This window comes from uncultured Pluralibacter sp., from assembly GCF_913775985.1.
GTDB lineage: Bacteria > Pseudomonadota > Gammaproteobacteria > Enterobacterales > Enterobacteriaceae > Pluralibacter.
Genome location: NZ_CAJYMB010000147.1, coordinates 165,410 through 190,859, shown reverse-complemented (window position 1 = coordinate 190,859; position 25,450 = coordinate 165,410). Strand labels below are relative to the sequence as shown.

The 25,450-nt window shown below is 54.2% G+C and carries 15 protein-coding genes, 1 tRNA gene and 2 pseudogenes; 7 read left to right on the top strand and 11 right to left on the bottom strand.

The annotated features are described in order from the left end of the window. Window positions 1-11 precede the first annotated feature (11 nt). Genes dptH through dptF form a run of 3 tightly spaced genes read right to left on the bottom strand, consistent with a single transcriptional unit; the run spans window position 12 to window position 8,050 of the window. The gene (dptH, locus tag QZ766_RS18355) at window positions 12-5,090 is read right to left on the bottom strand and encodes a DNA phosphorothioation-dependent restriction protein DptH (RefSeq protein WP_297205632.1); all 5,079 of its coding nucleotides are present in this window, start codon (window positions 5,088-5,090) and stop codon (window positions 12-14) included. Then, the gene (gene dptG, locus QZ766_RS18350) at window positions 5,071-6,396 is read right to left on the bottom strand and encodes a DNA phosphorothioation-dependent restriction protein DptG (protein ID WP_297205629.1); all 1,326 of its coding nucleotides are present in this window, start codon (window positions 6,394-6,396) and stop codon (window positions 5,071-5,073) included. Before dptG ends, dptH begins: the two co-directional genes overlap by 20 nt. A gap of 4 nt (window positions 6,397-6,400) precedes the next feature. Beyond that, window positions 6,401-8,050 (bottom strand): DNA phosphorothioation-dependent restriction protein DptF, encoded by a 1,650-nt coding sequence (dptF, locus tag QZ766_RS18345; RefSeq protein ID WP_297205626.1) that lies wholly within the window; start codon window positions 8,048-8,050, stop codon window positions 6,401-6,403. Between the two features lie 700 nt (window positions 8,051-8,750). Between dptF and QZ766_RS18340 the strand changes: the two are divergent. Then, window positions 8,751-8,869 (top strand): annotated as a pseudogene (locus QZ766_RS18340) (IS3 family transposase); the annotation flags it as partial. Window positions 8,870-9,275: 406 nt separating this feature from the next. Here the strand turns inward: QZ766_RS18340 and QZ766_RS18335 are convergent. After that, a pseudogene (locus QZ766_RS18335) lies at window positions 9,276-9,596 on the bottom strand (IS3 family transposase); the annotation flags it as partial. A 15-nt stretch (window positions 9,597-9,611) separates the two neighbouring features. On the opposite strand from QZ766_RS18335, the gene QZ766_RS18330 reads away from it, so the two are divergent. After that, window positions 9,612-9,734 (top strand): hypothetical protein, encoded by a 123-nt coding sequence (locus QZ766_RS18330; RefSeq protein ID WP_297206495.1) that lies wholly within the window; start codon window positions 9,612-9,614, stop codon window positions 9,732-9,734. 112 nt (window positions 9,735-9,846) lie between these two features. Further along, the gene (locus QZ766_RS18325) at window positions 9,847-10,491 is read left to right on the top strand and encodes a hypothetical protein (RefSeq protein WP_297205624.1); all 645 of its coding nucleotides are present in this window, start codon (window positions 9,847-9,849) and stop codon (window positions 10,489-10,491) included. 569 nt (window positions 10,492-11,060) lie between these two features. Here the strand turns inward: QZ766_RS18325 and QZ766_RS18320 are convergent. From QZ766_RS18320 to QZ766_RS18310, 3 genes are all read right to left on the bottom strand, one after another. Then, window positions 11,061-11,384, bottom strand: a complete 324-nt coding sequence (locus QZ766_RS18320; RefSeq protein ID WP_297205622.1) for a DNA-binding transcriptional regulator — start codon at window positions 11,382-11,384, stop codon at window positions 11,061-11,063. Next, a complete protein-coding gene (locus QZ766_RS18315) occupies window positions 11,368-11,727 on the bottom strand; it encodes a type II toxin-antitoxin system RelE/ParE family toxin (RefSeq protein WP_297205618.1) in 360 nt (119 codons plus the stop codon). The genes QZ766_RS18320 and QZ766_RS18315 overlap by 17 nt, the downstream gene beginning before the upstream one ends. Before the next feature lie 488 nt (window positions 11,728-12,215). Continuing rightward, window positions 12,216-12,300, bottom strand: a tRNA-Leu gene (locus QZ766_RS18310). Window positions 12,301-12,708: 408 nt separating this feature from the next. Between QZ766_RS18310 and QZ766_RS18305 the strand changes: the two genes are divergently transcribed. The 3 genes from QZ766_RS18305 to QZ766_RS18295 all read left to right on the top strand — a co-directional run bounded on the left by QZ766_RS18305 (window position 12,709) and on the right by QZ766_RS18295 (window position 15,882). Next, the gene (locus QZ766_RS18305) at window positions 12,709-13,335 is read left to right on the top strand and encodes a carbonic anhydrase (RefSeq protein WP_297205615.1); all 627 of its coding nucleotides are present in this window, start codon (window positions 12,709-12,711) and stop codon (window positions 13,333-13,335) included. Next, complete coding sequence (locus tag QZ766_RS18300) at window positions 13,332-14,801, top strand: SulP family inorganic anion transporter (RefSeq protein WP_297205611.1); 1,470 nt, start codon at window positions 13,332-13,334, stop codon at window positions 14,799-14,801. Before QZ766_RS18305 ends, QZ766_RS18300 begins: the two co-directional genes overlap by 4 nt. Before the next feature lie 61 nt (window positions 14,802-14,862). Next, window positions 14,863-15,882, top strand: coding sequence for an NAD(P)-dependent alcohol dehydrogenase (locus tag QZ766_RS18295; RefSeq protein WP_297205609.1), 1,020 nt, complete (start codon window positions 14,863-14,865; stop codon window positions 15,880-15,882). Between the two features lie 53 nt (window positions 15,883-15,935). On the opposite strand, the gene QZ766_RS18290 is transcribed toward QZ766_RS18295, so the two are convergent. Continuing rightward, on the bottom strand, window positions 15,936-17,582 hold the full coding sequence (locus QZ766_RS18290) for a dihydroxyacetone kinase subunit DhaK (protein WP_297205607.1): 1,647 nt from the start codon (window positions 17,580-17,582) through the stop codon (window positions 15,936-15,938). A gap of 136 nt (window positions 17,583-17,718) precedes the next feature. Between QZ766_RS18290 and QZ766_RS18285 the strand changes: the two genes are divergently transcribed. After that, window positions 17,719-19,218, top strand: coding sequence for a helicase HerA-like C-terminal domain-containing protein (locus tag QZ766_RS18285; RefSeq protein WP_297205605.1), 1,500 nt, complete (start codon window positions 17,719-17,721; stop codon window positions 19,216-19,218). A 101-nt stretch (window positions 19,219-19,319) separates the two neighbouring features. Here the strand turns inward: QZ766_RS18285 and QZ766_RS18280 are convergent, their stop codons facing one another. The 3 genes from QZ766_RS18280 to QZ766_RS18270 form a co-directional block, all read right to left on the bottom strand. Further along, window positions 19,320-21,416 carry a fimbria/pilus outer membrane usher protein gene (locus QZ766_RS18280; RefSeq protein WP_297205602.1) on the bottom strand — a complete coding sequence of 699 codons (2,097 nt, stop codon included), beginning with the start codon at window positions 21,414-21,416 and terminating at the stop codon, window positions 19,320-19,322. Window positions 21,417-21,478: 62 nt separating this feature from the next. After that, window positions 21,479-21,910 carry a DUF1090 domain-containing protein gene (locus QZ766_RS18275; RefSeq protein WP_297205599.1) on the bottom strand — a complete coding sequence of 144 codons (432 nt, stop codon included), beginning with the start codon at window positions 21,908-21,910 and terminating at the stop codon, window positions 21,479-21,481. A gap of 108 nt (window positions 21,911-22,018) precedes the next feature. Continuing rightward, window positions 22,019-25,450: a transporter substrate-binding domain-containing protein gene (locus QZ766_RS18270; protein WP_297205596.1), complete on the bottom strand. Its 3,432-nt coding sequence runs from the start codon at window positions 25,448-25,450 to the stop codon at window positions 22,019-22,021.

Genomic DNA, 25,450 nt, shown 5'->3' with positions numbered 1-25,450 from the left:
CATAACTAGAATCATATCAGCTCCCAAAACGCTCGATCACGCATCTTCTTAACCTGCTTATCCCCATCCACATACAGGCTAAAATGCTTCTCAAGCTGACGAATTTGCCCCATCAAAGACTCCTGCTCACCTTTATCATCGACGTTAAATACAGCCTTAATATCCGCATTCCTAATCTCAGAGACACGATGGATCACCCAAGTTAAAATATAGGAGGCATAATTATTTTCTCCGGTCTTAAAGTGAGTGATCTCCTGCGTTGATAGGATCGCACCAACACCATACTCACGGCCTTCTTTAAGGATCTTACGCAGACTGGAAAAATCCTGACGCATAAAGTTATCGGCTTCGTCCACCAGAATCATTTTAGTGAGCTGACGATAATCCCCCCGCACCACCGGTTTACCGCGCTTTTGCATCTGCGCATAAAACAGATCCAGCGTGAGCGCGACTACCAGGTTTTGCACTTCTGGCGGATAGCCAGCCAACTCAATCACAGTGACACCGTCAATCAATTCGTACAAACTGGTCATCTTCTCCGGGATGGTCTCGAATATCTTGTAACGCGCCAGTTTAGAGAGTGCTGCGTAAAGCGAATCTTCTTCAACCTTCTCCTGATCGAGGAAGCGCTGCCATACATCTTCAATCGTCGGCGCAGTCCTTGACCATGTTGTCGGATCTTCCGGCGAAATGCCTGCAGCTTCGTAGCATTCTAAGATTAGATTTTCTAATTTGAGCTGCTGCTTATGACCCAACCCATAGGCTTTTGCCATCGTTTCCGATAGCCCACCAGCGGTATGGATTGGTAGCATTGGCGTGTCACCAAACAGAGATAAGGGGTTGTAAGGCAGCTTAAATAATTTGTACTTTTTGGCCCCCGTAGCATCAAGAAAAGCCTCATCCACATAGTCTGATTTGTAGTCAAAGATCAGCAAACCAATAGGTTTACCATCAACGTTACAGGACTGATTACGCATCAACTGTGTGACCAGTGATTTAGTAAACTGGGTTTTACCGGTGCCCATCGTTCCAATAATACCGGTATTGGTATTCATGAACTTAGCGGTATTGGTTGGCTCCCAATATAACGGACTCTGACGCGTAGCATCATGACCAAACAGGATCTGTAATGGAGTATCGCTAATATCAGGAGCCGCCACCGATACAGCAGGCTGTAACGACTCAGGTTCCGAAATGGACTGTGCAACAGTCGGCGTTATGACTTCTACCACGACTTCGGGTTGTGACGGACTGGCATCACACTCTGGCTTAAGCCGGTATTTTTCAGGCACCCGGTAACGTTCCGCCAAGGGTGGTTCATCCCCTTGCGCAGCAATCAACGAAGGCAGCAGTGAATAAGGGATTTCGATCTGTAAGATATTCTCCGCTGTCTCTTTATAAGAGAGATCGAAACAGGTTGCGCTGTCCACATGCGCCACAACGAAGCCGTCCACATAGTCGGCCAACTCACCTAACTGATAATCGCCCGTTAACCACCATTCGCGTCGTTCCAGCAAGGGAGCCAGTTTGTTGCTGTCCAGCACACCGTACAGACGCAGTTTCTCAACCTGCATCAACACCTGACGAATAAAGAGAGCCCGGTACAATTGTGATGCCAGCGTTTGTGGTTCCAGAATGTCCTGCTGTAAATAACGTTTCAGCTCACGAGCCTGTTGGCCTGCATAGCTGTAATCAGGCCGCGCCCCGGTTTTAACTTCCAGCGGTAACAGATAGAGGCGGTTTTCTTTGAAACCTACAAAGAGCACATCATCAGAGATCGCGCCGTTACGATAACCCTGTAAATTTCTCGATAAATCGCTCTCTTTCATTTTCAGCCCGACATTGCCGGACACGCGGATCATTTCGGCCACCGATAACGGAATCCAGCAAATGTCGGACTGGTGCAACATAGATTGTACAAACTTGTACGCACCTATAATGCCGTGCTTCTCTTTACGCTCTCTTTCATTTGAGCGCAGCATTTTCAGCAGCCATTCGCCGTTAAAGGCATTAAATTCAGCTAGCAAATGCTGACTATCAACAGCAGGTTGCCCTGACTGGCTTCCGGTCTGGAGCAACCGCAGAAACAAGTCAACCTGCTTCGTGACGGTGACGGCATCGTAGCCCGCACAACTGGTGTACTGGTCAGAATAGTGGATAAGTACCACATCTTTCTGACTGGTGAAAAAGTCGAGAGTGACTTTTGGATCAATAATGGTGGTCCAGAGCGCGCTATTGTAGGAGTAATTAAGCAGTTGTTTAAAATTGCCGCTCACAGCCAGGCCAATCCCTTGTCCATGATACTGACTGTTGCTTTGACGTGCAGGTTGCCACAGGCAGCCAATTAGTCGGGCAAGACGCAAGGCGCAGTATGACTCAGTATCCACATCACGCAGTCCAAACGCGGTAAAGTAAGCATCCCCCTGCGTTTCGGCACCTTCCCCGGCGATCAACCCATGACACAATACTCCACTGGACGCATCTTCAATGCGGATCTGGCGGCAATCCACAGGTGCTGTATTGGTGAAAAATGCCAGATGCGCATAGCCCAGCTTGTCGCTTTCTGACGGCAGGACAAACTTGCTGAACGTTAACCGGCTACGCAGCAGGTCAATCAGCATATCGGCTTCCGCTCGCCATACGCCGCTGTTCAGGTCGAGATCGTTTTTAAGCTGCTCATAGCTACTACTTTCTGCAAAGTGATCGAACATATTGGGTAGCAAACGTTCATCGTAGCAGTTCACGTGCACTGAAATAGCGTGCTCTCTTCCTTGCTTAAAATATTCTACTAATCCCAGAAACAGTTCTTTGGCGTTCCCTTGATTAATGGCATTGATAATCAACGCACTATTTTCAGTGCTCTGGAATAACCGGGCGTAAGCGTCCGTGAACTCATTTAGTTTGTCTTTTACCAGACGTTTAACGTAGTCATGGCTGACCTGTCGCTGGGGAACCACATCAACCCAGAAGCGGTTTTCATCCACCGGCTGTAATTGCGCGTATTCATGCTCACTGTGATAAACAAACGGCATTAACCCGGAAACCATCAAGCGATCAAGAGTGATTGGCGGTAGTGCAGCAAATGATGCCGAATCGTGCTGTGCCAACTCCGCAACGATAGTTTCTGCCAGTTGTAGATGGTAGGCCAGCACCAGAGGATGCAGCGGAGAGAGGCGCTCATGGCTGTCATTGCGGCAGATCCCAAGATGCAGAAGACGTTTCTCGTGCGCTGTCAGCGCTCTGCTCAGGCCTATTTGCTGGAGTGACTGTTCAAAGGTAGTAACAATGTAGCTGACCAGTGCGCGATATTCCGCTGACCACGACACCAGACTCGGCAAGGTGTTACGACGATGATAGTAGGCAAATAACTGCTCATAAGCGTTATGGAGATCGGGGTAGCTGGCAAGAAGTTCATCCAACGCAAACTCACTATCGTCACTGCCCGTACCCAGCAGACGTTGCTCAATTAATGAGGCTTCCAATATCAACAACTGCTGGCGTACACCGACGACCTTATGTTCAGTATTATCGAGTATGATGCGCCCTTTTAGTCGGTTCCAGGTTGCATTGCCCTCTTCCTTAAACAATTTGTTAAAACGGCTTTGGTCAAAAAGCAGTGGCAGCGTTAGCCCTTCTTCTGCTCCCGGCCCCTCTATGTTAAACGACAGACGGGAATCGCCAGACACGATCGCAAACTGAACCAGGTCACTTTGATTTGCTAACGTCTCAAAATTCACCTGAGCATAATGCTGACAGTCTATGTCTTCGCTCTCGTCATCCAACGTACAGGTCAGGTTGCCAGACTCGGCAATACGCAGCGTGTTATCTTCCAGTTGCAGAGTTATTTGTTCTTTACCTGGCTCAATCCGGTAACAGTGCTGAATATCGTTCAGCCAGAATTGTCCCTGCTCGACCAACAACAGGCGAAATTTATACTCTTCAGCTGAATTATTGCGGTTGGTCAGTTCGAGACTAAAGAAGCAAGGATGCCCGTCAAAAGGCACCGATGCCATAATGCGTGAAGTCTTGCCTCCCGCCCGGCTGGTGCGCCAGAAATGCGCTTTCTTTAACTGGCGATTATGGGCAATCTTTATCTGGTTATCCTGAAGATCATTACCCTGAAAACTGAACTCCAGCTCAGCCTTTGATTGCCCTGGCTGCACCTGCACCAGCAGACTGATGTCACGTTTGCCTGCCTTACTGGCGCTTTTCGCCCGTTGCCAAACTTCGCCATTTTCGACGGTGACGTTCTCATGCACCAGTTTTTGTTCACTATTCTGTTCTTTCTCTTTCCTATAGTCGGAGAAATCGAGCTCACGCCAGTCATCTTTATCGTAAAAATGCTCCTGAATAAATTTTGTACTAAACTCAGGCAGCACATTCTCCAGCTGCCCACTGTAGCGTTCAATGCTATCTTCTATCTGGCGATATAATTTCCGGTTTTCATTCAGTCGGGTGCGTAGCTGCTTCTGGCTAAAGTTTAGTAGTTCATCATCTTTAAACAGATGAAGTTCAGAGAAATCCAGATTGCCATCATCTAGCAAGCGATACAGCGATGAGAAACCAAATACGGTCGCACCTTCATCAAGTACCGTCGCCAGTTGATCCTCCAGCAAACAGCGGGACAATTCCGAACGGTTACTATCAGTAGTAATGAGCTTTCCCAGTTGATGACTGAAAGTTTGTGGGTACCAGATAGCATCCGGTGCCGCCACGTCTTTCGTGCTGTTAATCAGGGTATCAAGCATACTGTTGTGAATAATCAACAACGCCGTTTGGGCAAAAACGCAGCTGCGCCCTGCAACTTCATCACGCAAATGAGAAATGTAGTTTTCAGTGAATGCTGGAGCCTCGGCTCCGTGCAGTACAGGAATAAGCTGAACACCATTGCAGGGGAGGCAATCAATATATTGCCCTGGCGCAATTTCCAACTGATTGCCGTCTGCCAGAGAGACGAATGCCTCCCAGAGTTTTAGGGCATTATCGGGATCGGGAGATTTGAACTGGTAGCGCTCGCCGGGCTGAATGATACCAGCTACCCATTCAATAAAGGTTTCTGCCAGATAGGTTTCATACTGTTTTACGGACATACACGGCGTCTCCACTATCACTCATTCGCTCTACATTTCCCATGCGTTCATAAAACGCCACCAACGTTTGCGCCGACTGGTTATCCAGATAAAAACCGCGCTGTTCAAAACCGCGTAGCAATTCATGCAGGCGGAGTTTTTCATTTTTCCCTACGGTAAGATTAGTCAGTAATAGCAGACGATCCTGATTCAATACTAATACTTTTCCTGCCCGACCACGTACCTGAATGAAGTCAGTGCAAATCTGATTCTCCAGCTCATTAACATATTTACGGTTCACCGCCGCACGCTCAGTTTTTTTACCCTGAAACTGCTCTAGTGCAACAGATAATAACTGCCTAAAAGCACCTTCGAGGTCTGTAGCACGCTCACGAGCAGGGAGGTCTCGTTCTTCTCTACTAATAAACTTCTGTATGTAATCATTAATCTGATCTAATACCTGATTTGAGGTATCTGGATAATTCAAACAATCCTGATATACCTGCCAGAGAGGGCGTTTCCTTTCCCCTTTTACTTGTAACACCTCAAGCGCAGAAAGTATTGGAAATAGTTTTTCGCATTGCCCGGTGAACCATTTATATCCAAAGCGTTTAATTTTATCTCGCTCAGAACTCGCCTTTTCAGTATCCAGAATAAAAAATAGTGATTTACTTTTCGGCGCACCATCCTGCCAGTTATCAAGATTAAGAGCCAGTTGAGCGCACCAGCTAAAAGCATATAACCGTAGCGTATTGGTCAGTTCTTGTAAGAGATATTGTGGATGTCCCGCTAAAAACTCTAGATCTGACTGAAAACATTTTGCCATGTATGGAAGATAGGATTGTTCTTCGGCAAAAGGACCTTTACCAAGTAATTTTATTTTTTCATTGAGCTTATTTAACATCTCCTGCTCAATAAAGTTCAATTGCCCTTGTATAGGATAACGAAGACTAAAATCACCCATCAAATTGGCAAATAATGTACCAAGGCGCTTATCTGCAGTTGACCCTGAATTTATTTTTTCTCCTACAAACTGAGCATGGAAAAGCAAGAAAAGAGGTGAGATACGAAAAATATCTTTGCTGGAAAAATACATCCTTTCCAGCACCGACCAAAATGCAGGTTCATCAAGAAGCTCCTGCATATGTATTTTACAATCTTCACGAAATTGATCAGAATTATAGGATTCGATTTTACGTTTTAAAGCATAACTTAGGGCCAAGCCAGTAACAAATTGCCAATTAATCTCGTTGTTTTTATTACGTACTGGTAGATAACTATCCAGTTGGTTATTACCAACTTTCAACTCGGTTGCGATAGGATACATTCCACTAACCCTCCATGCCGCTAATCGTAATCATATCGTCATCCATTTTTGCACGATAAATACGCCTTCCGCCGTCATAAAACTTTATTTCATGGCTTGACTTGGCCTGTTCAGAAATTAGTTCAATAATTTCATCTAATAAGACAATGGCATTTTTATCGTATTTATTTGGACGATATCCATTATTTAGCTTTTCTAACAACTCAAACAAATTAAGCCCAATATGGATATGCGGAAGTGTAGCCCCCCCAACTTTCAAATATACATCGAAGCCAGTTGGATGAGCTGTATTTTTATTTCTAATTGACTCCCAGTCGGGCTTTATATCTACAGGCGCTGTTATTTTAATCCCACCAAACTCACCTAAAAAGAACTCTTCTTTTTGCATACTTAGCTCAGGGGCTTTACGGTTAGCATAACGCTGAATACCGGCAATAAGTTCAAAAGTATAGAAGCGATTCAATGATTTTTTTTGCTCCGATCCGGCTGTGTAATTTCTATGCAAATGCCAGATTTCCGAGTAACGTTCAAGCAACGATTCATTGAAAAATGCTAAGAATTTCTGATGATAATTGTTTCCCAAAGACTCGTGTTGTAACAGCCAGAAAAGTCGCACTAATGAGGTTGCATCCTCCGGCTTAACACACTGACGATCAAACTTAATGTGCAACGGCTCTAGCGAGAGTAAAAAATCATCAAGCTCAGGATCTACTACCCCAAGCTCATAACGTAAAATGAACTGATCAAGCTCATAAGTATGTAACCTGGCAGGATCAAAATCAGTTAATTTTTTTATAAGATCATTTTCCGTACCAGTAAAAAGATTATCGAAGAGATAATCAGAGCCCATTAAAAGATGATGTATAAAATCTAATAGCGTTCTGGTAGTTACAAACTGATCTTTCATTAGTCGAGCTTTAAAAAGCTGCGTAATCAAAATATCTTGAACTCCAGGCAGACATAGTAATTTATAATTAGCGACTTCTTTTAAACCTGGATTTAAATACTCTTCTCGTTTAAATATAAAATGAAATAAGTTGTCATCTCTATCTTCAGTTAAATTACCTAACAAATTTTCGATGAATGATGAATATTTTTTATTTTCATCAAACATAAATTTAGGATATTGTTCAAAATCAAAAAATATAAAATTTTCATACTGATAGGGACGATTTTCTTTTTGCCGAGAAGCCAAAAAGGAGTCAATACCAAGCCGGATTTGATTGTGAGCCTCATCACCTTCTCTTGCAAAATTTGCCAGCATGCCAGTGTTGATACCAATCAGAAGCGGGATTGATTGCTCATGATGATTAGCAAATAAACTATTCAGGGCTTCTATCGCTGATTGCCTGGGAGCAAAGCTATGCGTAGCGTCCATGTGGAAGCTGAATCGCCCTTGATAACGTGGATCTGACGCACAGCGAGTCAAGATTTCAGACTTACCATCCCCGCTGCTACCGCATAAAAAGATAACCTCACCAGGTTTTGCAACATCTAAGTAACGTTGTAAATCGACTTCTATTTCTTGTTTTACAAAGAGTTGTGCCTTTAACTGATCAAACTCATCCTTTTGCCGATCTGTGACGGTAGTCACAGAAAACGACGATGACTTTGCAAGAACGTTCAAAGCTTGTCGTAAAGTGATCGCACTCATGACGGCAGGGTCCCTATGACAAATAAGTTCCATTCTATATAAATGAGTAAGTTATCTCTACCTAACATTGATTATTTAATTACTTTAACGCATTAGTGTGAATCGTAGTAATAACTAACCGTTACTACTCTTAAAATGGTATTAATTTGGAAATCCTGATATTCTAAAAATCATGAAATTCAATGACACACATCAATAAAATAACTTTAGCGTGGGTATGTTGCTCACATTTTAATTGAAGCCTGACCTCCATAAACCTAGTACCTGTACTTGATATACGTAGGTCTGTATCACTAATTTTACCTGCTCTGTATTAGTGCGGACGTCATAGTTTTTTAAATGCTGTGCGCAGGGATCGCTACTAGAAATTAATTTATAGAATTAGATATAGTGATTACACTAAATAAAATAATATTATCTTAACAATTACCCTTCGCAATACTGATTATTTCCACTTTTATAGTCTCAATTTATAGTCATTTTAAACAAATAAAAAACCCATTAAAAATGATTTATGCATAAATGTATGTTGCAAAACATTAATAGATGTAAAACTTCAAGCTCCAATTAATATAAATCATTGATTTCACTTATTAGATTATTAAATGCCATAACACTAATTAAACCATAACCGTCCTTTATTTTAATCTTGCCACTTAATAGAGTCCTTCAGTTTAAATACGACCAATAGAGGTGCGCTATAAAGAAAATACGTTTCACTGAATCTCAGTTCCTGAGAGTTATTAAAGAAGTTGAAGACAGTCGACATGTAAGAATGTTTGCCGTGAGAATTGTATTTTATAAGTCAGTTACTATAAATGAAAATCTATATATGGTGACATTGCATTTCCTGATATTAAACGATTGAAAGATCTAGGATAATCACCTGATAAATAACCTGATTGCACCCAGTTTTAACATGCTCAGGTAGTTCCTTGCCGTTTTTTCCGAGCGTGTAACTATATGACGATGCTCTATCAATATCTCAAACAGTGTTCCACAACCTTACTTTTTTTAAAGAGTTGTTAGTCTGGAATACGACAGTTATCCCAACTAGCCTTTTCATTAGCGTTAAAAGTAATAGCAGCCTTAATTACCTTTTCTTTCAGATTAATACTGATACTTTTCCCTTAGTATCCCCTATCCGTCAGTACAGCTTTTGGACGCGATTTTACGCATCCATTTTTCGGATGATTGATCCTCGTCTTGAAATATGGATATACTCCTAAGGGAAATATTGACTTTCAAATTTTTTCGGGCTGAAACCACTGTGATGATGCTGCCGATTGTAATAGCATTCAATGTAATTAAATACTACCGCACACATACCTTCACGATTAATTAGACGCTCGCCGTGGATGCATACCACCTTCAGTGAGTGGAGAAAACAATCCGCACGGGTATTATCATGGCAATAGTCTTTTGCACTCATACTGCCCCGTAGATCATGCTACTTCAGCAGGGCCTGATACTCTTCAGAGCAGTATTGAGTAACGCGATCACTATGAGCTATCGCATCTGTTGACCGCCTACGCTGCCGGATGCTGCCGGATGCTGCCGGATGCTGCCGGATGCTGCCGGATGCTGCCGGATGCTGCCGGATGCTGCCGGATGCTGCCGGATGCTGCCGGATGCTGCCGGATGCTGCCGGATGCTGCGCAAATATAAGTATCACGAGGATTAAACACCAGGTACAGTGGAGTTGATTTTAAAACAGGCTGAAGTTCCCTCGGATCATTGGACGGTATAACGATGACTCTCCCACAACATACAATTTACTTTTAGGATTATAGACTATGGATAAAATATTGGATATTGTAAATGGATGGCTCACTGCAGCTGTATCAAGTGGAACACTGCAAATAAAACAAGTTCTCCTCTTCATTTTCATTGCTGGCCCATTGGCTCTTATCATCTGGAAAACTCGGGGAATAATAGGATTTATTAATGAAGTAAAAAATTCAAGATTAAATCAATTGCAGCACCTTCTGGACACCCACAAACTATCAAATAAAGTTAGCGCCTGCATTAAAGAGGATATTAAGAGAATTGTCAGCTATCGTATAACTGGAATTTCTGATGTTGCCAGTCAAAGAATAATCCTACGCCTACTATTAAAAAACAGAGAGTTAGTATCTATAGAATTCTTTAAAAAATTTAGATCTTTTTTATTAGTTGAAGATGGAACTCTTGTGTTCAAAAAAGGATTTTCTTTCTGGTTTGAGAACAGCATGTATGCTTTGTTTTCGTTGCAATTTCTCTCCATTTCAATTTTATCATTAATATTATCAACTTATAGACATGATCAAATCCCTATTTGGGGACATGTAATATTATACTCAGTTGCTGTGATTATGTTCCTATTCTTTATTTCTTTTGGGAGAATGATACCACACCCTAGAGAATTAAAATTACTAAAAAAGATATTACAGGACCAATAAAGTGCTTCACCTAACATTTTATTGATAGCTAGTAAGTCGAATATACCAGATACGCTGTATAGCTGTCGCCATTAAAATGATGACAGCTCATAAGACCTTATTGTAGCAATCCTGAAACATTTAAAAAAAGAGTATAATGGAAGCACGAGAATATATTCACATATATTTCCGCATGGCTGCATGTTGAATTATGATGGCTTTTTCCTCCTGAGAGCATTCAATCGAGTAAATTTTCTCGGCGACACTCTGCTATTTATCATTACCAATGAATACGTCACTTTATTTAGTCAGCCGGGTTTAATTTATAGTTAAAAGTGCACTGCTAATAAACATCTCAGACTTGCTCCTCTACTTGTAATATGGCCCATCCCTAAGCAAGGTTCTGATTTTCGAAATGTTCCGGGCTAAAACCACCACAGTCACTATGACGACACCTGTGCTGTAGCCACTGAGACACCAGACAATAACTGTATCTTCAGATAAGAGACAGGCTTAAATATACCTCTAGCACTGCCGATAATTTTGAGATAGTCAGGGCCCTGCCCGGGCAAGAAGCCCGTACAACCATATCAAACCAACACCTTCAAACCATGCTTCTGCACCACCGTAAGCAGTTTCAGCGACAATCCACTGGGGCGCTTTACGCCACTTTCCCATTTCTGTACCGTTGACACACTGGTGTTGAGGTAGCGGGCGAAAACGGGTTGGCTGACATTCAGCTTCTCGCGCAACGCCTTAATCTCAAGGGGTTGAAGTTCATCCACATTGTTCAGGCACGCTTTATCAAAGCTGCGCATCGTTTCCTGCGGGATAGCATCAACACTGAATAATCCAGAAGCCGCACTGTGGATGGCCTCAAATGCAGGACTTTTAAATTTACTTTTTGCGGTCATGGCAAATCTCCACCAGTTCTTGACTCTTAATCAGCACCGCGATCTTTTCATCGGAAAGAGCAGCGTAGTGCTTTGCTAACTCGCGAAATCCCGCCAGTTCGCGATTATCAATGTTTGCCATATCCTGTTTGGCATAAAGGAACGTGTAAAACCAGTGCTCCCCGCCTTTCGCCAGGATAATGGCGCGATCGCGATTCTGGTTCAGCCGTTTCTTATAAATTCCCCCGCCAAGGTCGTCAGCCTTACCTTGCATCACGGCCTCAATAGCCTGACATAATTCACTATCTTTAATCGCGTGCGATTTAGCCGCCTTACTGAACCATTTAGTTTTGAATACGCGCATCAGGCTAACATCCTGTCACCTTAACTATAGCACCTGGTGCTAGATTACTCATTTTACTCACCGAAGCAAGGTGTCTGGAGCTAACAATGTTTCAAGTACGAGTGCCCCATGAGCAACGCCTTCGGCCTGCCACAATGAAAGTTCCTTAAGGCTAATAACGGGTGCTTCCTCACCGGGCGGATTATTGGTGAAAAATGCTGTATCAGGTCTTCTTCTCAGTGCATGAGTTGCTGCAAGTAAGAGCCTGTAGATTCATGATGTTTGGAGGGTTTGTCGGAGGGAGTCGTAACGTTGATATCACTGTGAGCGGTCGGTTGATATCTTCAGAGCTGGTACCAAAATCAATCGAACCGGAAATACCATCATCGGTTGGTATATGTTCAAGGAATTGAGTAGACGTGGAGATACGAATAAAAGCCAAGTTTCTGATTAACTTACTGTTTTTAGAGACTAAAACAGGCGTTAGTAGACTCGGAAAAAGCTTTGTATGGTGCCGAAGGCCGGACTCGAACCGGCACGTATTTCTACGGTTGATTTTGAATCAACTGCGTCTACCGATTTCGCCACTCCGGCACGGAAGGGAATGTAAACGCATGGGATTATACCTGTCCCAGCCCTTCATGCAAGCTGCCGCCGCGCCGGGCGCCGCTAACCGGTTATAAAACCAGCGCTTACCTCTGCATGTGACTCCCCCTCCCCACCGACTAATCCCCCATTATCACTCCGCGCCAACAGCAACATGCCTACCTTCAACCACGCGCCTGAAAATTCAGGTATTAATTTCGCAACCCCACCAAACTTAACAAAATATTAATTAACTCATTCATTTTTACATCTTTACGTTAATGCAAAGTTTCCGCAATCGCGCCGGTTTACGGAATTTCCTCAGGCGTGAAAGTTCCAGAAAAGGCTATTTTGGTTAATTGCTGTACGCGTCACCCAGGACACCTTGACCCGTTAAATTCACCAGGAGAAACCACAATGCCGACGCTCAAACCTTTGCTGGCCAGAAACCGGAGCTGGGCGCTGCAGCAGCGCCAGCGGGATCCGGAATGCTTTGAAAAGTTAGTCAGCGGGCAGCAGCCCCACTCGCTGTGGATCGGTTGTTCGGACAGCCGCGTACCCGCCGAGGTGCTGACCGACGCCCGTCCGGGCGAGCTGTTCGTACACCGCAATATCGCCAACATGGTTGATGCCGACGACGACAGCTTTATGAGCGTTCTGCAGTACGCCCTGCACTACCTCAACGTTGAGCGGGTGGTGCTGTGCGGCCACTACGGCTGCGGCGGGGTGCTGGCGGCGCTGTCGCTGCCGGAGATGGCGCTGGCGAATGAGTCCTCGGCGCTGTCGCGGCGCATCGGCCAGCTGCGGGCGGCGCTGAAGGGGGAGATCCACAGCCTGCCGGCCGGGGATGAGAGCGCCGCGCTTAATGCGCTGGTGGAAGCGAATGTCCGCGCCCAGTTTGCGCATCTGCTGCGCTGCGGCCCGGTGCAGGCGCTGCTGGAGAGCGGCCGCGCCCTGAGCCTGCACGGCTGCGTGTACGATCTGGCCTCCGGGCACCTGACCACTCTCGTGGAATACGACGCAACTGAAGAGGCCTACCCATGAATACGCTGCGCCAGGACACCCTTGCCGGGGTGGTCGTCTTTCTTGTCGCCCTGCCGCTGTGCCTGGGCATCGCGCAGGCCAGCGGCCTGCCGCCGTTTGTCGGCCTGCTGACCGGGGTTATCGGCGGGATCGTGGTGACGGCGCTGAGTCCGTCGCGCTTTGCGGTAAGCGGCCCCGCGGCGGGGCTGGTAACTATCGTAGTGGCGGCGATTGAAACTCTGGGTTCGTTCTCCGCCTTTCTGGCGGCGCTGGTGCTGGCGGGGGTGCTGCAGCTGCTGCTCGGGGTGCTGCGGGCCGGGCGCTTTATCGCGCTGGTGCCCGCCAGCGTCATCAAAGGGATGCTGGCCGCGATCGGCATCCTGCTGATTATGCAGCAGAGCCCGGTGGCGCTCGGCACCGGCGACGAGACAGAGCTGAAGGATCTGTTTCGGGCGGAAACCACCTTCTCCGCCAGCGCGATGGCGGTGGCCGCGGGCGGCCTGCTGGTGCTGTGCCTGTGGGGCTCGCCGCTGATTAAGCGGGTGAAGAGCCTGGGCTGGATCCCCGGCCCGCTGATCGCGGTGCTGCTCGGCTGCGGCGCGACCCTGCTGCTGGCCCGCGCTGCGCCACAGGAGCTTGCCGCGCTACCGCGCATTAGCCTGCCGGAATTTGCCGGGCTCGGAGAGCTGGTGGCGGAGCTGGAAGCGCCCGCCTGGAGCGCCCTGCGCAATCCGGCGGTTTGGACGGTGGCGATTACGCTGGCGCTGGTGGCGAGCCTTGAAACTCTGCTCAGCCAGGAGGCGCTGAAGAAGATGCGCCCGCAGAATCCACCGCCGTCGCCGAACCGGGAGATGTTCGCTCAGGGCGTCGGCAACCTGCTCTCCGGCCTGCTCGGGGCGATGCCGATCACCGCGGTGATCGTGCGCAGCTCGGTGAACGTCAGCAGCGGGGCGCAAAGCAAGCTGTCGATCTTTATCCACGGCGGGCTGCTGCTGATCTGCGGCCTGTGGTTCAGCGGCCTGCTGGCGCTGATCCCGCTGGCGAGCCTCGCCGCGGTGCTGCTGTATACCGGCTACAAGCTGGCGACGCCGCGCCTGTTCATCGACCAGTTCCGCCTCGGCCCGACCCAGTACGTGCCGTTCCTGGCCACTATCGGCGGGATTATTGGCTTCGGCATGCTGGCGGGGATCGGCATCGGTATCGCGGTGCAGATGGCGTTCAGCCTGGCGTGCAGCCACCGCCACGCCCTGCAGCTGGCACGCTACGACGATCACTACGTGCTGCGCATCCAGCAAAACCTCACCTTCCTGCACAATCCGCACCTGCTGGCGCTGCTGGCGAAGATCCCGGAGAAGAGCGTGGTGTTTGTCGAGCAGGACAGCGCCGGCTATCTCGATCCGGACGTGCGGGCGGTGCTGGACGACTTTGCCGAAAGTGCGCCCCAGCGCGGGATCCGCCTCAATCAGTGGCCTGCTGAGGCCCGGTGACGGTATTTGCCGACGGCGATGCGCTACACTTGTCTTCACTGTGGTTAAAAAGGAAAACGTGATGAGCATCATCAAAAGCTACGCCGCCAAAGCAGCAGGCGGCGATCTTGAAGTGTGGGAGTACGACGCGGGCGACCTGAAGCCGGAAGATGTGGAAGTGCAGGTGGACTACTGCGGCATCTGCCACTCGGATCTGTCGATGATCGACAACGAATGGGGCATGTCGAGCTATCCGCTGGTGGCGGGCCACGAGGTGATTGGCCGGGTGGCGGCGCTGGGCGAGGCGGCGAAAGATAAGGGGCTGAAAATCGGCCAGCGCGTCGGGATCGGCTGGACGGCGCGCAGCTGCAACCACTGCGACGCCTGTATCAGCGGCAACCAGATCAACTGTCTGGAAGGCTCGCTGCCGACCATTATGAACCGCGGCGGCTTCGCCGATAAGCTGCGCGCCGACTGGCAGTGGGTGATCCCGCTGCCGGAGAGCATTGATATCGCCACCGCGGGCCCGCTGCTGTGCGGCGGCATCACGGTGTTCAAGCCGCTGCTGCTTAATACCGTAACCGCCACCAGCCGGGTCGGGGTGATCGGCATCGGCGGGCTGGGGCATATTGCCATCCAGCTGCTGCGGGCGATGGGCGCGGAAGTGACGGCGTTCAGCTCTAATCCGGCGAAAGAGCAGGAAGTGCGGGAGATGGGTGCCGATAAGGTGGTTAACAGCCGCGATCCGGAGGCGCTGAAGGCGCTGGCCGGACAGTTCGATTTGATCATCAACACCGTGGCGGTGGATCTCGACTGGCAGCCCTACTTCGAGGCGCTGGCCTACGGCGGCAACTTCCACACCGTCGGCGTGGTGATGAAGCCGCTGCAGGTTCCGGCCTTTACCCTGATCGGCGGCGATCGCCGCGTCTCGGGCTCTGCTACCGGCAACCCGTCCGAGCTGCGCACGCTGATGAAGTTTGCCGCCCGGGCGAAGGTGGCGCCGGTCACCGAGCTGTATCCAATGTCGAAAATTAACGACGCCCTGCGCCACGTACGCGAAGGCAAGGCGCGCTATCGGGTGGTGCTGAAAGCCGACTTCTGAGGCTTTTACTCACTCTGCGGCAGGCCACCCGGCCTGCCGCTATCGCGTAACACTCAGGCTTTCGCTACCGCCGCCAGCACTTCGGCCACCGCCACCGCGCCGGGATCGGTAACCCCATCCAGATTCTCTTTATTGACGTAGGACGAGCGTCCGGCACCGGCTTTGCCCATCTTCGCCGTGGCCTCCGCGCCCTGCTGCGCCGCGCTTGCCGCCGCGGCCAAATCGCCGTCGCGCAGCGCTTCAAGGGCCGGCTGCAGGGCGTCGATCAGGGTGCGATCCCCGAGATCCGCGCCGCCGTAGTGCTTCATCTGCCCCAGACCGCCCAGCAGCGCCTCGGCGATATTTTTGCCGTCGCGCAGGTTCTGGCCCGCCGCGGTAAACAGAATCGACATCAGCACGCCGCTGGAGCCGCCCATCACCGTCGCCAGCCGCTCGCCGATCAGCTGCAGCAGCTGGGCCGGGCTGTTCAGCGGCAGCGCGTTCTCTTTCAGCAGCCGGGCGATGTCCCGTGCCCCTTCGGCGAAAGTAGAGCCGGTGTCGCCGTCCCCCACTTTGGCATCCAGCGCGTTAAGGCGGTTTTCCAGCGCGATCAGGGTCACCACGGCGCTGCCGACCACCGCCCGCGTGCGGTCGTTTTCCGACGGCGTGTAATCAACGCTGTCGTGAATTTTGCTGAAGCGGGCGGTTTTCAGCGGGCCAAACGCCGCCGGCTTCTGCCAGCCGAGGGTTTCCACGTCGGCCTGCAGGGCTTTTTCAAAGGTCGGGTTCAGCACCAGCAGCGACAGGGAGAAGCCCTTCATGTCGAGGGCGCTCACCAGCGCCGCCGGGCCAATCAGCCAGCGGATATTCTCTTTCAGGGCAGAGTGCGCCAGCTCCTTGGTCAGCAGCGCCATCTCCAGGGCCGAGACGCCGCCGAGGTTGTTGATCAGCACCGCCACCGGGCGATCGCCCACTTTTGCCTTCAGCGGCTTGACCAGCATGTCGATGATGGCTTTGCTGTTCTGGGTGTCTGCCGTCGACGCGCCCGGCTCTCCGTGAATGCCGAGCCCCAGCTCGACGTGGCCGGGCTTGATGCGATTCTCGTCGTCGCTCTCTTCGCTGCCAGGCAGGCTGCAGGTGGCCATCGCCACGCCGAGGCTGTAGACGTTCTCGCAGGCCTGGCGGGCCAAAGAGAGCACCTCGCCCAACGATTTTCCCTGCTCGGCGGCGTAGCCGGCAATTTTGTGCACCAGCGCCGTGCCGGCGATGCCGCGCGGCTGCTTGTTGTCCGGCAGGGCGATGTCGTCCGCGACAATCACCATCTCCACTTTCAGCCCGTAGCGCTTGGCTTTTTCGGCGGCGAGGCCGAAGTTAAGGCGGTCGCCGGTGTAGTTTTTCACGATCAGCAGGCAGCCGCGATCGCCGGTCACGGCAACAATGGCGTTAAGCACCGCGTCAACGCTCGGGGAGGCAAACAGATCGCCGCAGACGGCGGCAGTGAGCATGCCTTTGCCGACAAACCCGGCGTGGGCCGGCTCGTGACCCGCGCCGCCGCCGGAGATCACCGCCACGCGGCTCTTATCCCAGTCGCCGCGGGCGATGATGCGAATGGCCGGATCGATATCCAGCCGTACGAGGTTAGCGTGGGGCGCGGAGAGTACGGTGCCTTCAATTGCGTCATTGACCAGCTGCTTGCGGTCGTCAAAAAAGAACCTGGACATATCCTTTCCTTATTTTATAAAAGGTCAGGCAAAGGATAGCGCCATTCGGCCGCCTGCGGGCAATTCTCAGCATTTATCCGCTTTTTTGCCGAACGCTTTGGCCTATACTCGACCCAGGATAAATGGAGGAATAACTATGAGCGCACCCCTGACCATCGCCCGGAGCGGAGATAACTCTCTTTGCCTGCTGCCCGGGATGGCTAACCGCCACGGCCTGATCACCGGCGCCACTGGCACTGGCAAAACCGTTACCCTGCAGAAAATCGCCGAATCCTTCTCCGAAATCGGCGTGCCGGTATTTATGGCCGATGTGAAAGGCGATTTGACCGGCATCGCCCAGCCGGGCGAAGCGTCCGAAAAGCTCACCGCCAGGCTGAATAAAATCGGCGTCACCGACTGGCAGCCGCACGGCAACCCAGTGGTGCTGTGGGATATCTTCGGCGAAAAGGGCCATCCGGTGCGGGCTACGGTGTCCGATCTTGGCCCGCTGCTGCTGGCGCGGCTGCTGGATCTCAACGAGATCCAGACCGGCGTGCTGAACATCATCTTCCGCATCGCCGACGATCGCGGCTTGCTGCTGCTGGACTTTAAAGATCTGCGCGCCATCACCCAGTACATCGGCGATAACGCCAAATCCTTCCAGAACCAGTACGGCAATATCAGCAGCGCCTCGGTAGGCGCTATCCAGCGCGGTCTGCTGACCCTGGAGCAGCAGGGCGCGGAGCACTTCTTCGGCGAGCCGATGCTGGATATCAAAGACTGGATGCGCACCGACGACAGCGGCAAAGGGGTTATCAATATCCTCAGCGCCGAGAAGCTCTACCAGATGCCGAAGCTGTACGCCGCCAGCCTGCTGTGGATGCTCTCCGAACTGTACGAGCAGCTGCCGGAAGCGGGCGATCTCGACAAGCCAAAGCTGGTGTTCTTCTTCGACGAGGCGCACCTGCTGTTCAGCGACGCGCCGCAGGTGCTGCTGGATAAAATCGAGCAGGTGATCCGCCTGATCCGTTCGAAGGGCGTCGGGGTCTACTTTGTCACCCAGAATCCGTCCGACATTCCGGATAAGGTGCTGGGCCAGCTCGGCAACCGGGTGCAGCACGCCCTGCGCGCCTTTACCCCGAAAGACCAGAAGGCGGTGAAAACCGCGGCGCAGACCATGCGCGCCAATCCGGCCTTTGATACTGAAGAGGCGATTCAGGCGCTGGGCACCGGCGAGGCGCTGATTTCGTTTCTCGACGAGAAAGGCAGCCCGACCGCCGTCGAGCGCGGCATGGTTATCGCGCCCTGCTCGCGGATGGGGCCGGTCACCGACGCCGAGCGCGGTGGGCTGATCAACCACTCGCCGCTGTACGGCAAGTATGAAGACGAGGTGGATCGCGAGTCGGCGTTCGAGATGCTGCAAAAAGGCATTCAGCAGACCACCGAAGCGCAGAACGCGCCGGCGGCGCAGGGCAAGGCCGGCGACGATGACGGCATTTTCGGCGGCCTGAAGGAGATCCTTTTTGGCAGCACCGGGCCGCGCGGCGGCAAGCACGACGGCGTGGTGCAGACGATGGCGAAAAGCGCCACCCGCCAGATAACCAACCAGATTATCCGCGGCGTGCTGGGCAGCCTGATGGGCGGCCGCAAACGCTGATTGCCGGACGCCGCGCCGCCGGTTCGCCGGGCGGCGCGGCGCTCTCCAGAAAAATCCAGTCCCCCTCCGTAACGCAGCCCGACCTCCCCGCGCCGCCTCCCCTATTTCGGGAAGCGCATCTGAATGATCGCCCCTTCTGTCGGCACCGTCTCCAGCTCGTCCACGTCCATCTTCACGCCTTCCGGCAGGGCCGAGGTATCGACGGTGATGCGGTTTACCCGCCACGGCGTCAGATAGCTGACCATGATATCGCCCCGGGCGTTGGTGGTGGAGCCGAACTGGTTATACAGCGGCACATCCGGCTTGTCCGGCACCTGCACCAGCGCCGCGGTGCTGCCCAGGGTTTGCCCCAGCACCATGCCGCCGCTGAACAGCAGCACGCTGCCGCTGGCGTCCGCGTGGGCGGTACGCTGGCGCCCGACGCGGTGCGAGCTGACGTTCAGCTCCCCGGCGTTGTACTGATAGCCGAGGCTGGCGGTGGTGCTGTCGCTGCCGTGCTCGGTGTGGGCGGCGGTCAGATCGTAGCGCAGGGAATTATCCTCCAGCGCCGAGCCGTAAAGGTTCATGCCGTGGGTGTTGTGCTCCCGGCTGACCAGATCCGAGCGCCAGCCGATATTGCTGATCTGCCCGCCGATACTGAACGGCACGCTGACGTTGACGCCCATCACCGACTCCGCCGGCTGGGTGCCGTAGCGGTCGTAGCTGCCGTACAGGGAGATATCGATATCCTGCCAGTTGGCACTGAGGCTCATCTCCACGCCGGTGGTGCCCGGCGTCTCGCGGCGCATCTGCATCCGCCGCCAGGAGAGGCTCAGGCTGGAGTCCTCGCTCATATTCTGGGTTAGCTCCAGCCGGGTTTCCAGCGCACGGTCGGTGACGTCATCGTCCCAGTCCAGCGCCAGCATCGCCTCCCGGCTGTTTTTCTCCTCCAGGGAGCGGAACTGGCTGCCGCGGGGATACCACAGCAGCTGGGCGTTAACGCTGGTTTCGGTCTGAAAGAAGGCTTTGGCGTGGCGCAGCCGCCAGACGCTGCCGCGAAGGCTCTGGCCCTGCTGGCGGTATTGCGCGGTGCGCACGTCCAGCGAGGCCGCGCCGAGCAGCCCTAAATTACCGCCGAGCCCCAGTACGGTGTTGACATAGTCCTCGCTCTGCTGCAGCCCGCCAAAAGTGGTGGTGCGCGGCGCAATACCCCAGGAGAGCGCCCCCTGCCAGAAGCGGGGCTTGTCCAGCCCGGCATTGCGCGCCGGGCGATAGTGCCCGGCCACCAGCTCGTAGCTGAACAGGCCGTGCTGCACCAGATTCGGCATCAGGGAGTAAGGCAGCCAGCGGGAGCGCTCGGTGCCATCGCTCTCCTGCACCACCAGCTCAAGGTTGCCCTGCGCGTCCGGCGGGTTGAAGTCGCGGATGGTAAACGGCCCGGGCGGCACGTGGATGCGGTACACCCGCTCGCCGCTCTGGTGGATAGTGACCTCCGCCTCGCCGCGGGCGTAGCCGTTAATTACCGGCGTGTAGGGCCGCCAGCTGTCGGGGAACATCGCTTCGCTGGAGGCCAGCGATACGCCGCTGTAGGCCATGCTGTCGAACATATTCGACGAGGTATATTCATCGCCGAGATTGAGCCGGGAGCGCAGCGGCGTAATGCTGCGCCACAGCGAGGTGCTGTCGCGGTAGCTCCGGCGCAGGCCGCTGCGCTCTCGCTGGACGGTGTTTCGCTGGCGCAGGCGCCAGGCGCCAAGGTTGACCCCGCTCTCCAGCGCCAGCAGGGCGTCGGTGCCGTCGATATCGCCGCTGGCGCGGGCGTTCTGCTTATCCACGTCTACCCGATAGTTAAAAAACAGCGCGTTGATGCCCTCGTCCCAGCGGCTGGTGCTGACGCCGTTCTGCTGCGGGTTAATGGCGTCTTCCGGAAAGAGCAGGGTCAGGAGCCGGGCGTCGGGCCGATACCAGAACTGCAGGACGTATTCGTCGGCGGAGGCTTTGGTCAGGCACTGGCGGAGATCGTATTTAACCCGATCGAGAATAAATGGCCGCACGCCCCACTCTTCGAGCAGCGGGCGGGTCAGGCACGGATCGCCGCCGTAAAAATCCAGCGCGATGCTGCCTTTGAAGGTGTTGTTGAACACAATCCACGTCTTATCTCCCGCGGCGCACGGCGGCAGCAGCAGGAGCAGCAGGATAGAAAGCGCGAAGCGGAGCATGGTCAGGGATAAAAAATGCGGGCGGACCCTGTGGCAAATCCGCCCGCAAAGATCGCGGCTAATTAACGCAGCGATCCTAACTCAGCGCGGGCCTGGCGCAGATCCTGTTCGATCTCGCGCAGGTCGGCCTGCTTCTCCATCATTTTCTTCTGATATTTAGCGATTTTCTTGCTGTCGCCCTTCGCTTTAGCTTCGTTCAGATCGCGCTCGACCTCAACGATATCCCCGCGTTTTTCAGCGGCTTTTTTCTCAAGCTTGGCGATTTTCTTCTGGGCATCGGCCTGCACGCTTTCGCTGGTGCAGTGGGCTTTAACTTCCGCCAGCGCTTTTTTCAGGCTCGCCACTTTGTAGGCGTTGCCGTACTGCTCGGCGATGCGGATCTCTTTTTCCAGCGCGCTGCGCTTGGCGGCGCAGCTTTCAGCGGCCTGAGCAGAAGCGGAAGCGAACATGCCAACGGTAGCCACGACGGCCAGTGCAGACAGTAATTTTTTCATGGTGATTCTCCTTTGTTAACCGGTTACCGCAGCCAAACGCTGCGGCACTTTCCTCGGACAAAAGAGTAAGGCCTGCGGGGGTGTCAGAACGAGACAGACGCGTCCTCATTACGCTGTAGGACGTTCATCTTCAGGACGTAGTCCGCCGTCGCGCCACTGCGCGAGCGCGTTGCGTAGCCGGTGGATCTCCCGCGCAAGCTGCGCCACGCCCGCCGCATCGGGCCGCTGCTCCTGGGCTTCGCTCAGGGCCAGCAGCGCCGGAACGCCGAGCAGCTGAAGGCCGCCGCGCAGCCGGTGCAGCACATCGTGCAGCGGCGCCTGCGGATGCTCTCCCCAGCGGGCCAGCGCCTGCAGGGTGTCGTCGATAACCTCGATTTGCAGCGTGAGAAAGCGCGTCAGGTTTTCCCCTTCCAGCAGCGCCGCGGGCAGGTCGGGCTGCAGCCGCATCCCGGGCTCTGCCGCCCCGGACGCAGACTGGACCGGGGCCAGCATCTCTTCCAGATGTTTTAAGGTGACGGGCTTAAACAGGCACTCGCGCATCCCCGCTTCCAGCGCCGCGCCGCGCACCGTTTCCCGGGCGTCGGCGGTGATGCCGAACACCGGCAGTGCCGGATGGCGCCGGAGGATCTCTGCCGCCAGCGCGGTGCCGCGGATATCCGGCAGGTTTTCGTCAGTAATCACCGCGTCCGGCAGCGCGGCCGCCAGGGCTGCCAGCGCGTCTTCGCCGCTCGCCGCGCCGCGGGGGCGGTGCCCCAGCCGGCGGAGCTGCTCAAGCAGCAGCATCTGTCCGGCGGGATTATCGTCCACCACCAGCACCGACAGCGCGCCCGCTGCCCTGATGGGCGCACTTGCCGGGGCAGCAGCAGCCTGCGGCGGCATCCGCAGCAGCTGAACCTGCGCAATGGCTAAAGTGCCCTCTCCGGGCGCGCTTTGCAGGGTGACATTGCCGCCCATCATCTGCGCCAGGCTGCGGCAGATGTACAGCCCCAGCCCGCTGCCCTGGGCCACGCTGCCCTCCGGGCCCTGCACAAAGGGCGTGAACAGCGTCGCCTGGGTGGCTTCATCAATGCCCGGCCCGGTGTCTTCAACTTCCGCGCGCAGGCGCAGGTAGTCCCCCTCGCGCCCGTCGGCCAGCACACGCAAGATCACTTTCCCGCTCGGGGTGTATTTAATGGCGTTGCCGGTAATGTTGACCAGAGTTTGGCGCAGGCGGCTGCGGTCGGCCAGCACGTCATCCTGCAAATCGGCGTCCAGCTCCAGCGCGAAGGCCAGCCCTTTTTGCGCCGCCATCCCCTCAAACAGCAGGGCTATCTCCTCAATCAGCCCGCGCAGCGGCACCCGCTCCGGGCGCAGTACCAGCCGCCCGGACTCGATACGCGACACGTCCAGAATGTTGCCTACCAGCGCCAGCAGGGAGCGGGAGGCGTCCCAGGCCATGCTGATAAACTGCGGGTTCTTCTCCCGATTGTCCGGCTGCTTCATCACCAGCTCAAGCAGGCCGATAATCGCGCCGAGCGGGGTGCGGATCTCGTGGCTCATGGTGGTCAGAAACGCGCTTTTGGCCCGGCTGGCGCTATCGGCGCGGCGCTGGCGCTGGCGCAGCCGCGCCACCAGCCCGGCGGTGCGGGACATCTCTGCCCAGCCGCCGATAAACGCTTTACTGCCGGGCAGCGGCGCGCGCCACAGGTGCAGCGTGCGCCCGTGGTGCTGCACCGTGCACCGGGTAAAATCCCCCCGCGGGCCGCCGCCGTCAAACCAGCGTTCCAGCCCGCCGCCCGCCGCCTGCGCCGGATCAATGCCGAGATCGTCGCACAGCGCCCGGTTGGCGGCCTTAACGGTGCCGTCCGGTCCGGCGATAAACAGCGGGAACGGCGCGGCTTCCAGCAGCTGACGCAGCCTGCGCCGCCGGTCGTAGCGCCACGCCGTGACCGCCAGCGCCAGCAGCAGAACAGCCAGAATCCCCGCCAGCGCCGGGCGCAGCGCGCCCCCGGGCTTCGCCCGCTCGCTGCTAAAAGTGCTTCCCGCCCCGCCGCCGCGGGTCAGGGCGTGCAGATCTTCCGGCGGGATATTGATCAGCGCCTTGTTAAGAATGGCAATCAGCGGCCAGGCTTCCCGGGACGCGCCGAAAGAGTAGCGCATCGGCTCAATATCAATACTCCCCAGGATGCGCAGCCCGGCGAAGGCTTTATCCGCCAGCCGGGCATTGGCGACAATCAGCGGCATCGCCACCATGTCCGCCTCGCCGCGGGCGACGCTCTCCAGTCCCTTCTGCCAGCCGGCCACTTTTTCGCGAGTGTCTCCACTCTGCTGACGCAGCCAGCTTTCCGGCGCCTGGCCGTCGACGCTCAGCACCACCGGATTAAAGGCCTCCGGACTGCGGTGCTCCCGGCCCACCATTACCCACGAGTTGTAGAGCCAGGTGCGGGTCGTCACCAGCTCCTCGCGCCAGATATCGTCCTGCACGCCGCCCGCCACCAGATCGGCATTCCCTTTTTTCACCGCCTCCAGCGCCGCCCGCTGGGTGGGATAGGGCTGAATGCTGAAGTTAAAGCCGGTGCGCAGGCGCAGCGCCGTCAGAATATCGGCAATGATGCCGCGCAGCTGGCCGCCGGCGCTGAACCAGGCAACCGGGGCGTTATCCACCGCCACCGCCACGCGGATAGTGTCGTGATCGGCAATCCACTTGCGCTCCAGAGAGGTATACAGCGGGCGCTGCTCGCTGAGAGACAGCGGTATGCCGCCGTTCCAGCGGCGGTGAATTTCAATCCGCGCGCCCTGCGGCAGCGCGCCCAGCACCTTATTGAGGATGGTTATCCAGGTGTGGTTGGCGGGCTGAACCGCGAAGGAGAAGCCCGCCGCAGGGAACGGTACGGCCAGCGGGCGAATGCGCAGGTTGCTGAGGTTGGACTGGCTCACCAGGTAGCGGGCGGTTATTTCGTCGCAGAAAAAGAGGTCTATCTGGCGAAAGGCCAGTGCCTCCAGCGCGTGGCGGGAGGTGGAAAACGGCACAAATTCGGCGCCGGGATAGCGCGCCAGCACCTGCTGGCGATCGTAAGAGGTGGCGCTGGCCACTTTGCTTATTCCGCCGGACTTCGCGGTATCGGTGTTGATGACTTCTACCGCCCGGTTGGCGCTGTAGGGCGCGCTGAGCAGCAGGCCGTCCGCGCGCTGGTTATCCCCCGCCTGGGCGATAAAATCCGCCGCACCCGCCCGCAGCGCCGCCAGCGCGGCAGCATAGTCCGGATAGCGCACCACCTCTATTTCAATACCCAGATTTTCAGCAATAAGCCCGAGGAAGTCAGCGTTAATGCCGCCGTAGTCGTTCAGCCCGGTGGTGATGTCGTAGGGCGGCGACATCGGCAGCCATACCGCCAGCCTGACGTTGCGGTGCTCGCGCACCCAGCGCCACTCGCTCTGGGTCAGGCCGGGATTGGCGATAGTTTCCTGGCTGCGGGCCAGCAGCTTGAGGGTTTCACCGGCCTGCAGGCTGCCCGCGCAGGCGAACAGAACCAGCAGCAGCATCCAGCGGAGGTACTTCAC

Excerpts from the sequence above, each read along its gene's own strand:
- dptH (WP_297205632.1), bottom strand. The coding sequence starts at position 5,090 with ATGTCCGTAAAACAGTATGAAACCTATCTGGCAGAAACCTTTATTGAA.
- dptG (WP_297205629.1), bottom strand. The coding sequence starts at position 6,396 with ATGTATCCTATCGCAACCGAGTTGAAAGTTGGTAATAACCAACTGGAT.
- dptF (WP_297205626.1), bottom strand. The coding sequence starts at position 8,050 with ATGAGTGCGATCACTTTACGACAAGCTTTGAACGTTCTTGCAAAGTCA.
- QZ766_RS18330 (WP_297206495.1), top strand. The coding sequence starts at position 9,612 with ATGCTGCCGGATGCTGCCGGATGCTGCCGGATGCTGCCGGATGCTGCC.
- QZ766_RS18325 (WP_297205624.1), top strand. The coding sequence starts at position 9,847 with ATGGATAAAATATTGGATATTGTAAATGGATGGCTCACTGCAGCTGTA.
- QZ766_RS18320 (WP_297205622.1), bottom strand. The coding sequence starts at position 11,384 with ATGACCGCAAAAAGTAAATTTAAAAGTCCTGCATTTGAGGCCATCCAC.
- QZ766_RS18315 (WP_297205618.1), bottom strand. The coding sequence starts at position 11,727 with ATGCGCGTATTCAAAACTAAATGGTTCAGTAAGGCGGCTAAATCGCAC.
- QZ766_RS18305 (WP_297205615.1), top strand. The coding sequence starts at position 12,709 with ATGCCGACGCTCAAACCTTTGCTGGCCAGAAACCGGAGCTGGGCGCTG.
- QZ766_RS18300 (WP_297205611.1), top strand. The coding sequence starts at position 13,332 with ATGAATACGCTGCGCCAGGACACCCTTGCCGGGGTGGTCGTCTTTCTT.
- QZ766_RS18295 (WP_297205609.1), top strand. The coding sequence starts at position 14,863 with ATGAGCATCATCAAAAGCTACGCCGCCAAAGCAGCAGGCGGCGATCTT.
- QZ766_RS18290 (WP_297205607.1), bottom strand. The coding sequence starts at position 17,582 with ATGTCCAGGTTCTTTTTTGACGACCGCAAGCAGCTGGTCAATGACGCA.
- QZ766_RS18285 (WP_297205605.1), top strand. The coding sequence starts at position 17,719 with ATGAGCGCACCCCTGACCATCGCCCGGAGCGGAGATAACTCTCTTTGC.
- QZ766_RS18280 (WP_297205602.1), bottom strand. The coding sequence starts at position 21,416 with ATGCTCCGCTTCGCGCTTTCTATCCTGCTGCTCCTGCTGCTGCCGCCG.
- QZ766_RS18275 (WP_297205599.1), bottom strand. The coding sequence starts at position 21,910 with ATGAAAAAATTACTGTCTGCACTGGCCGTCGTGGCTACCGTTGGCATG.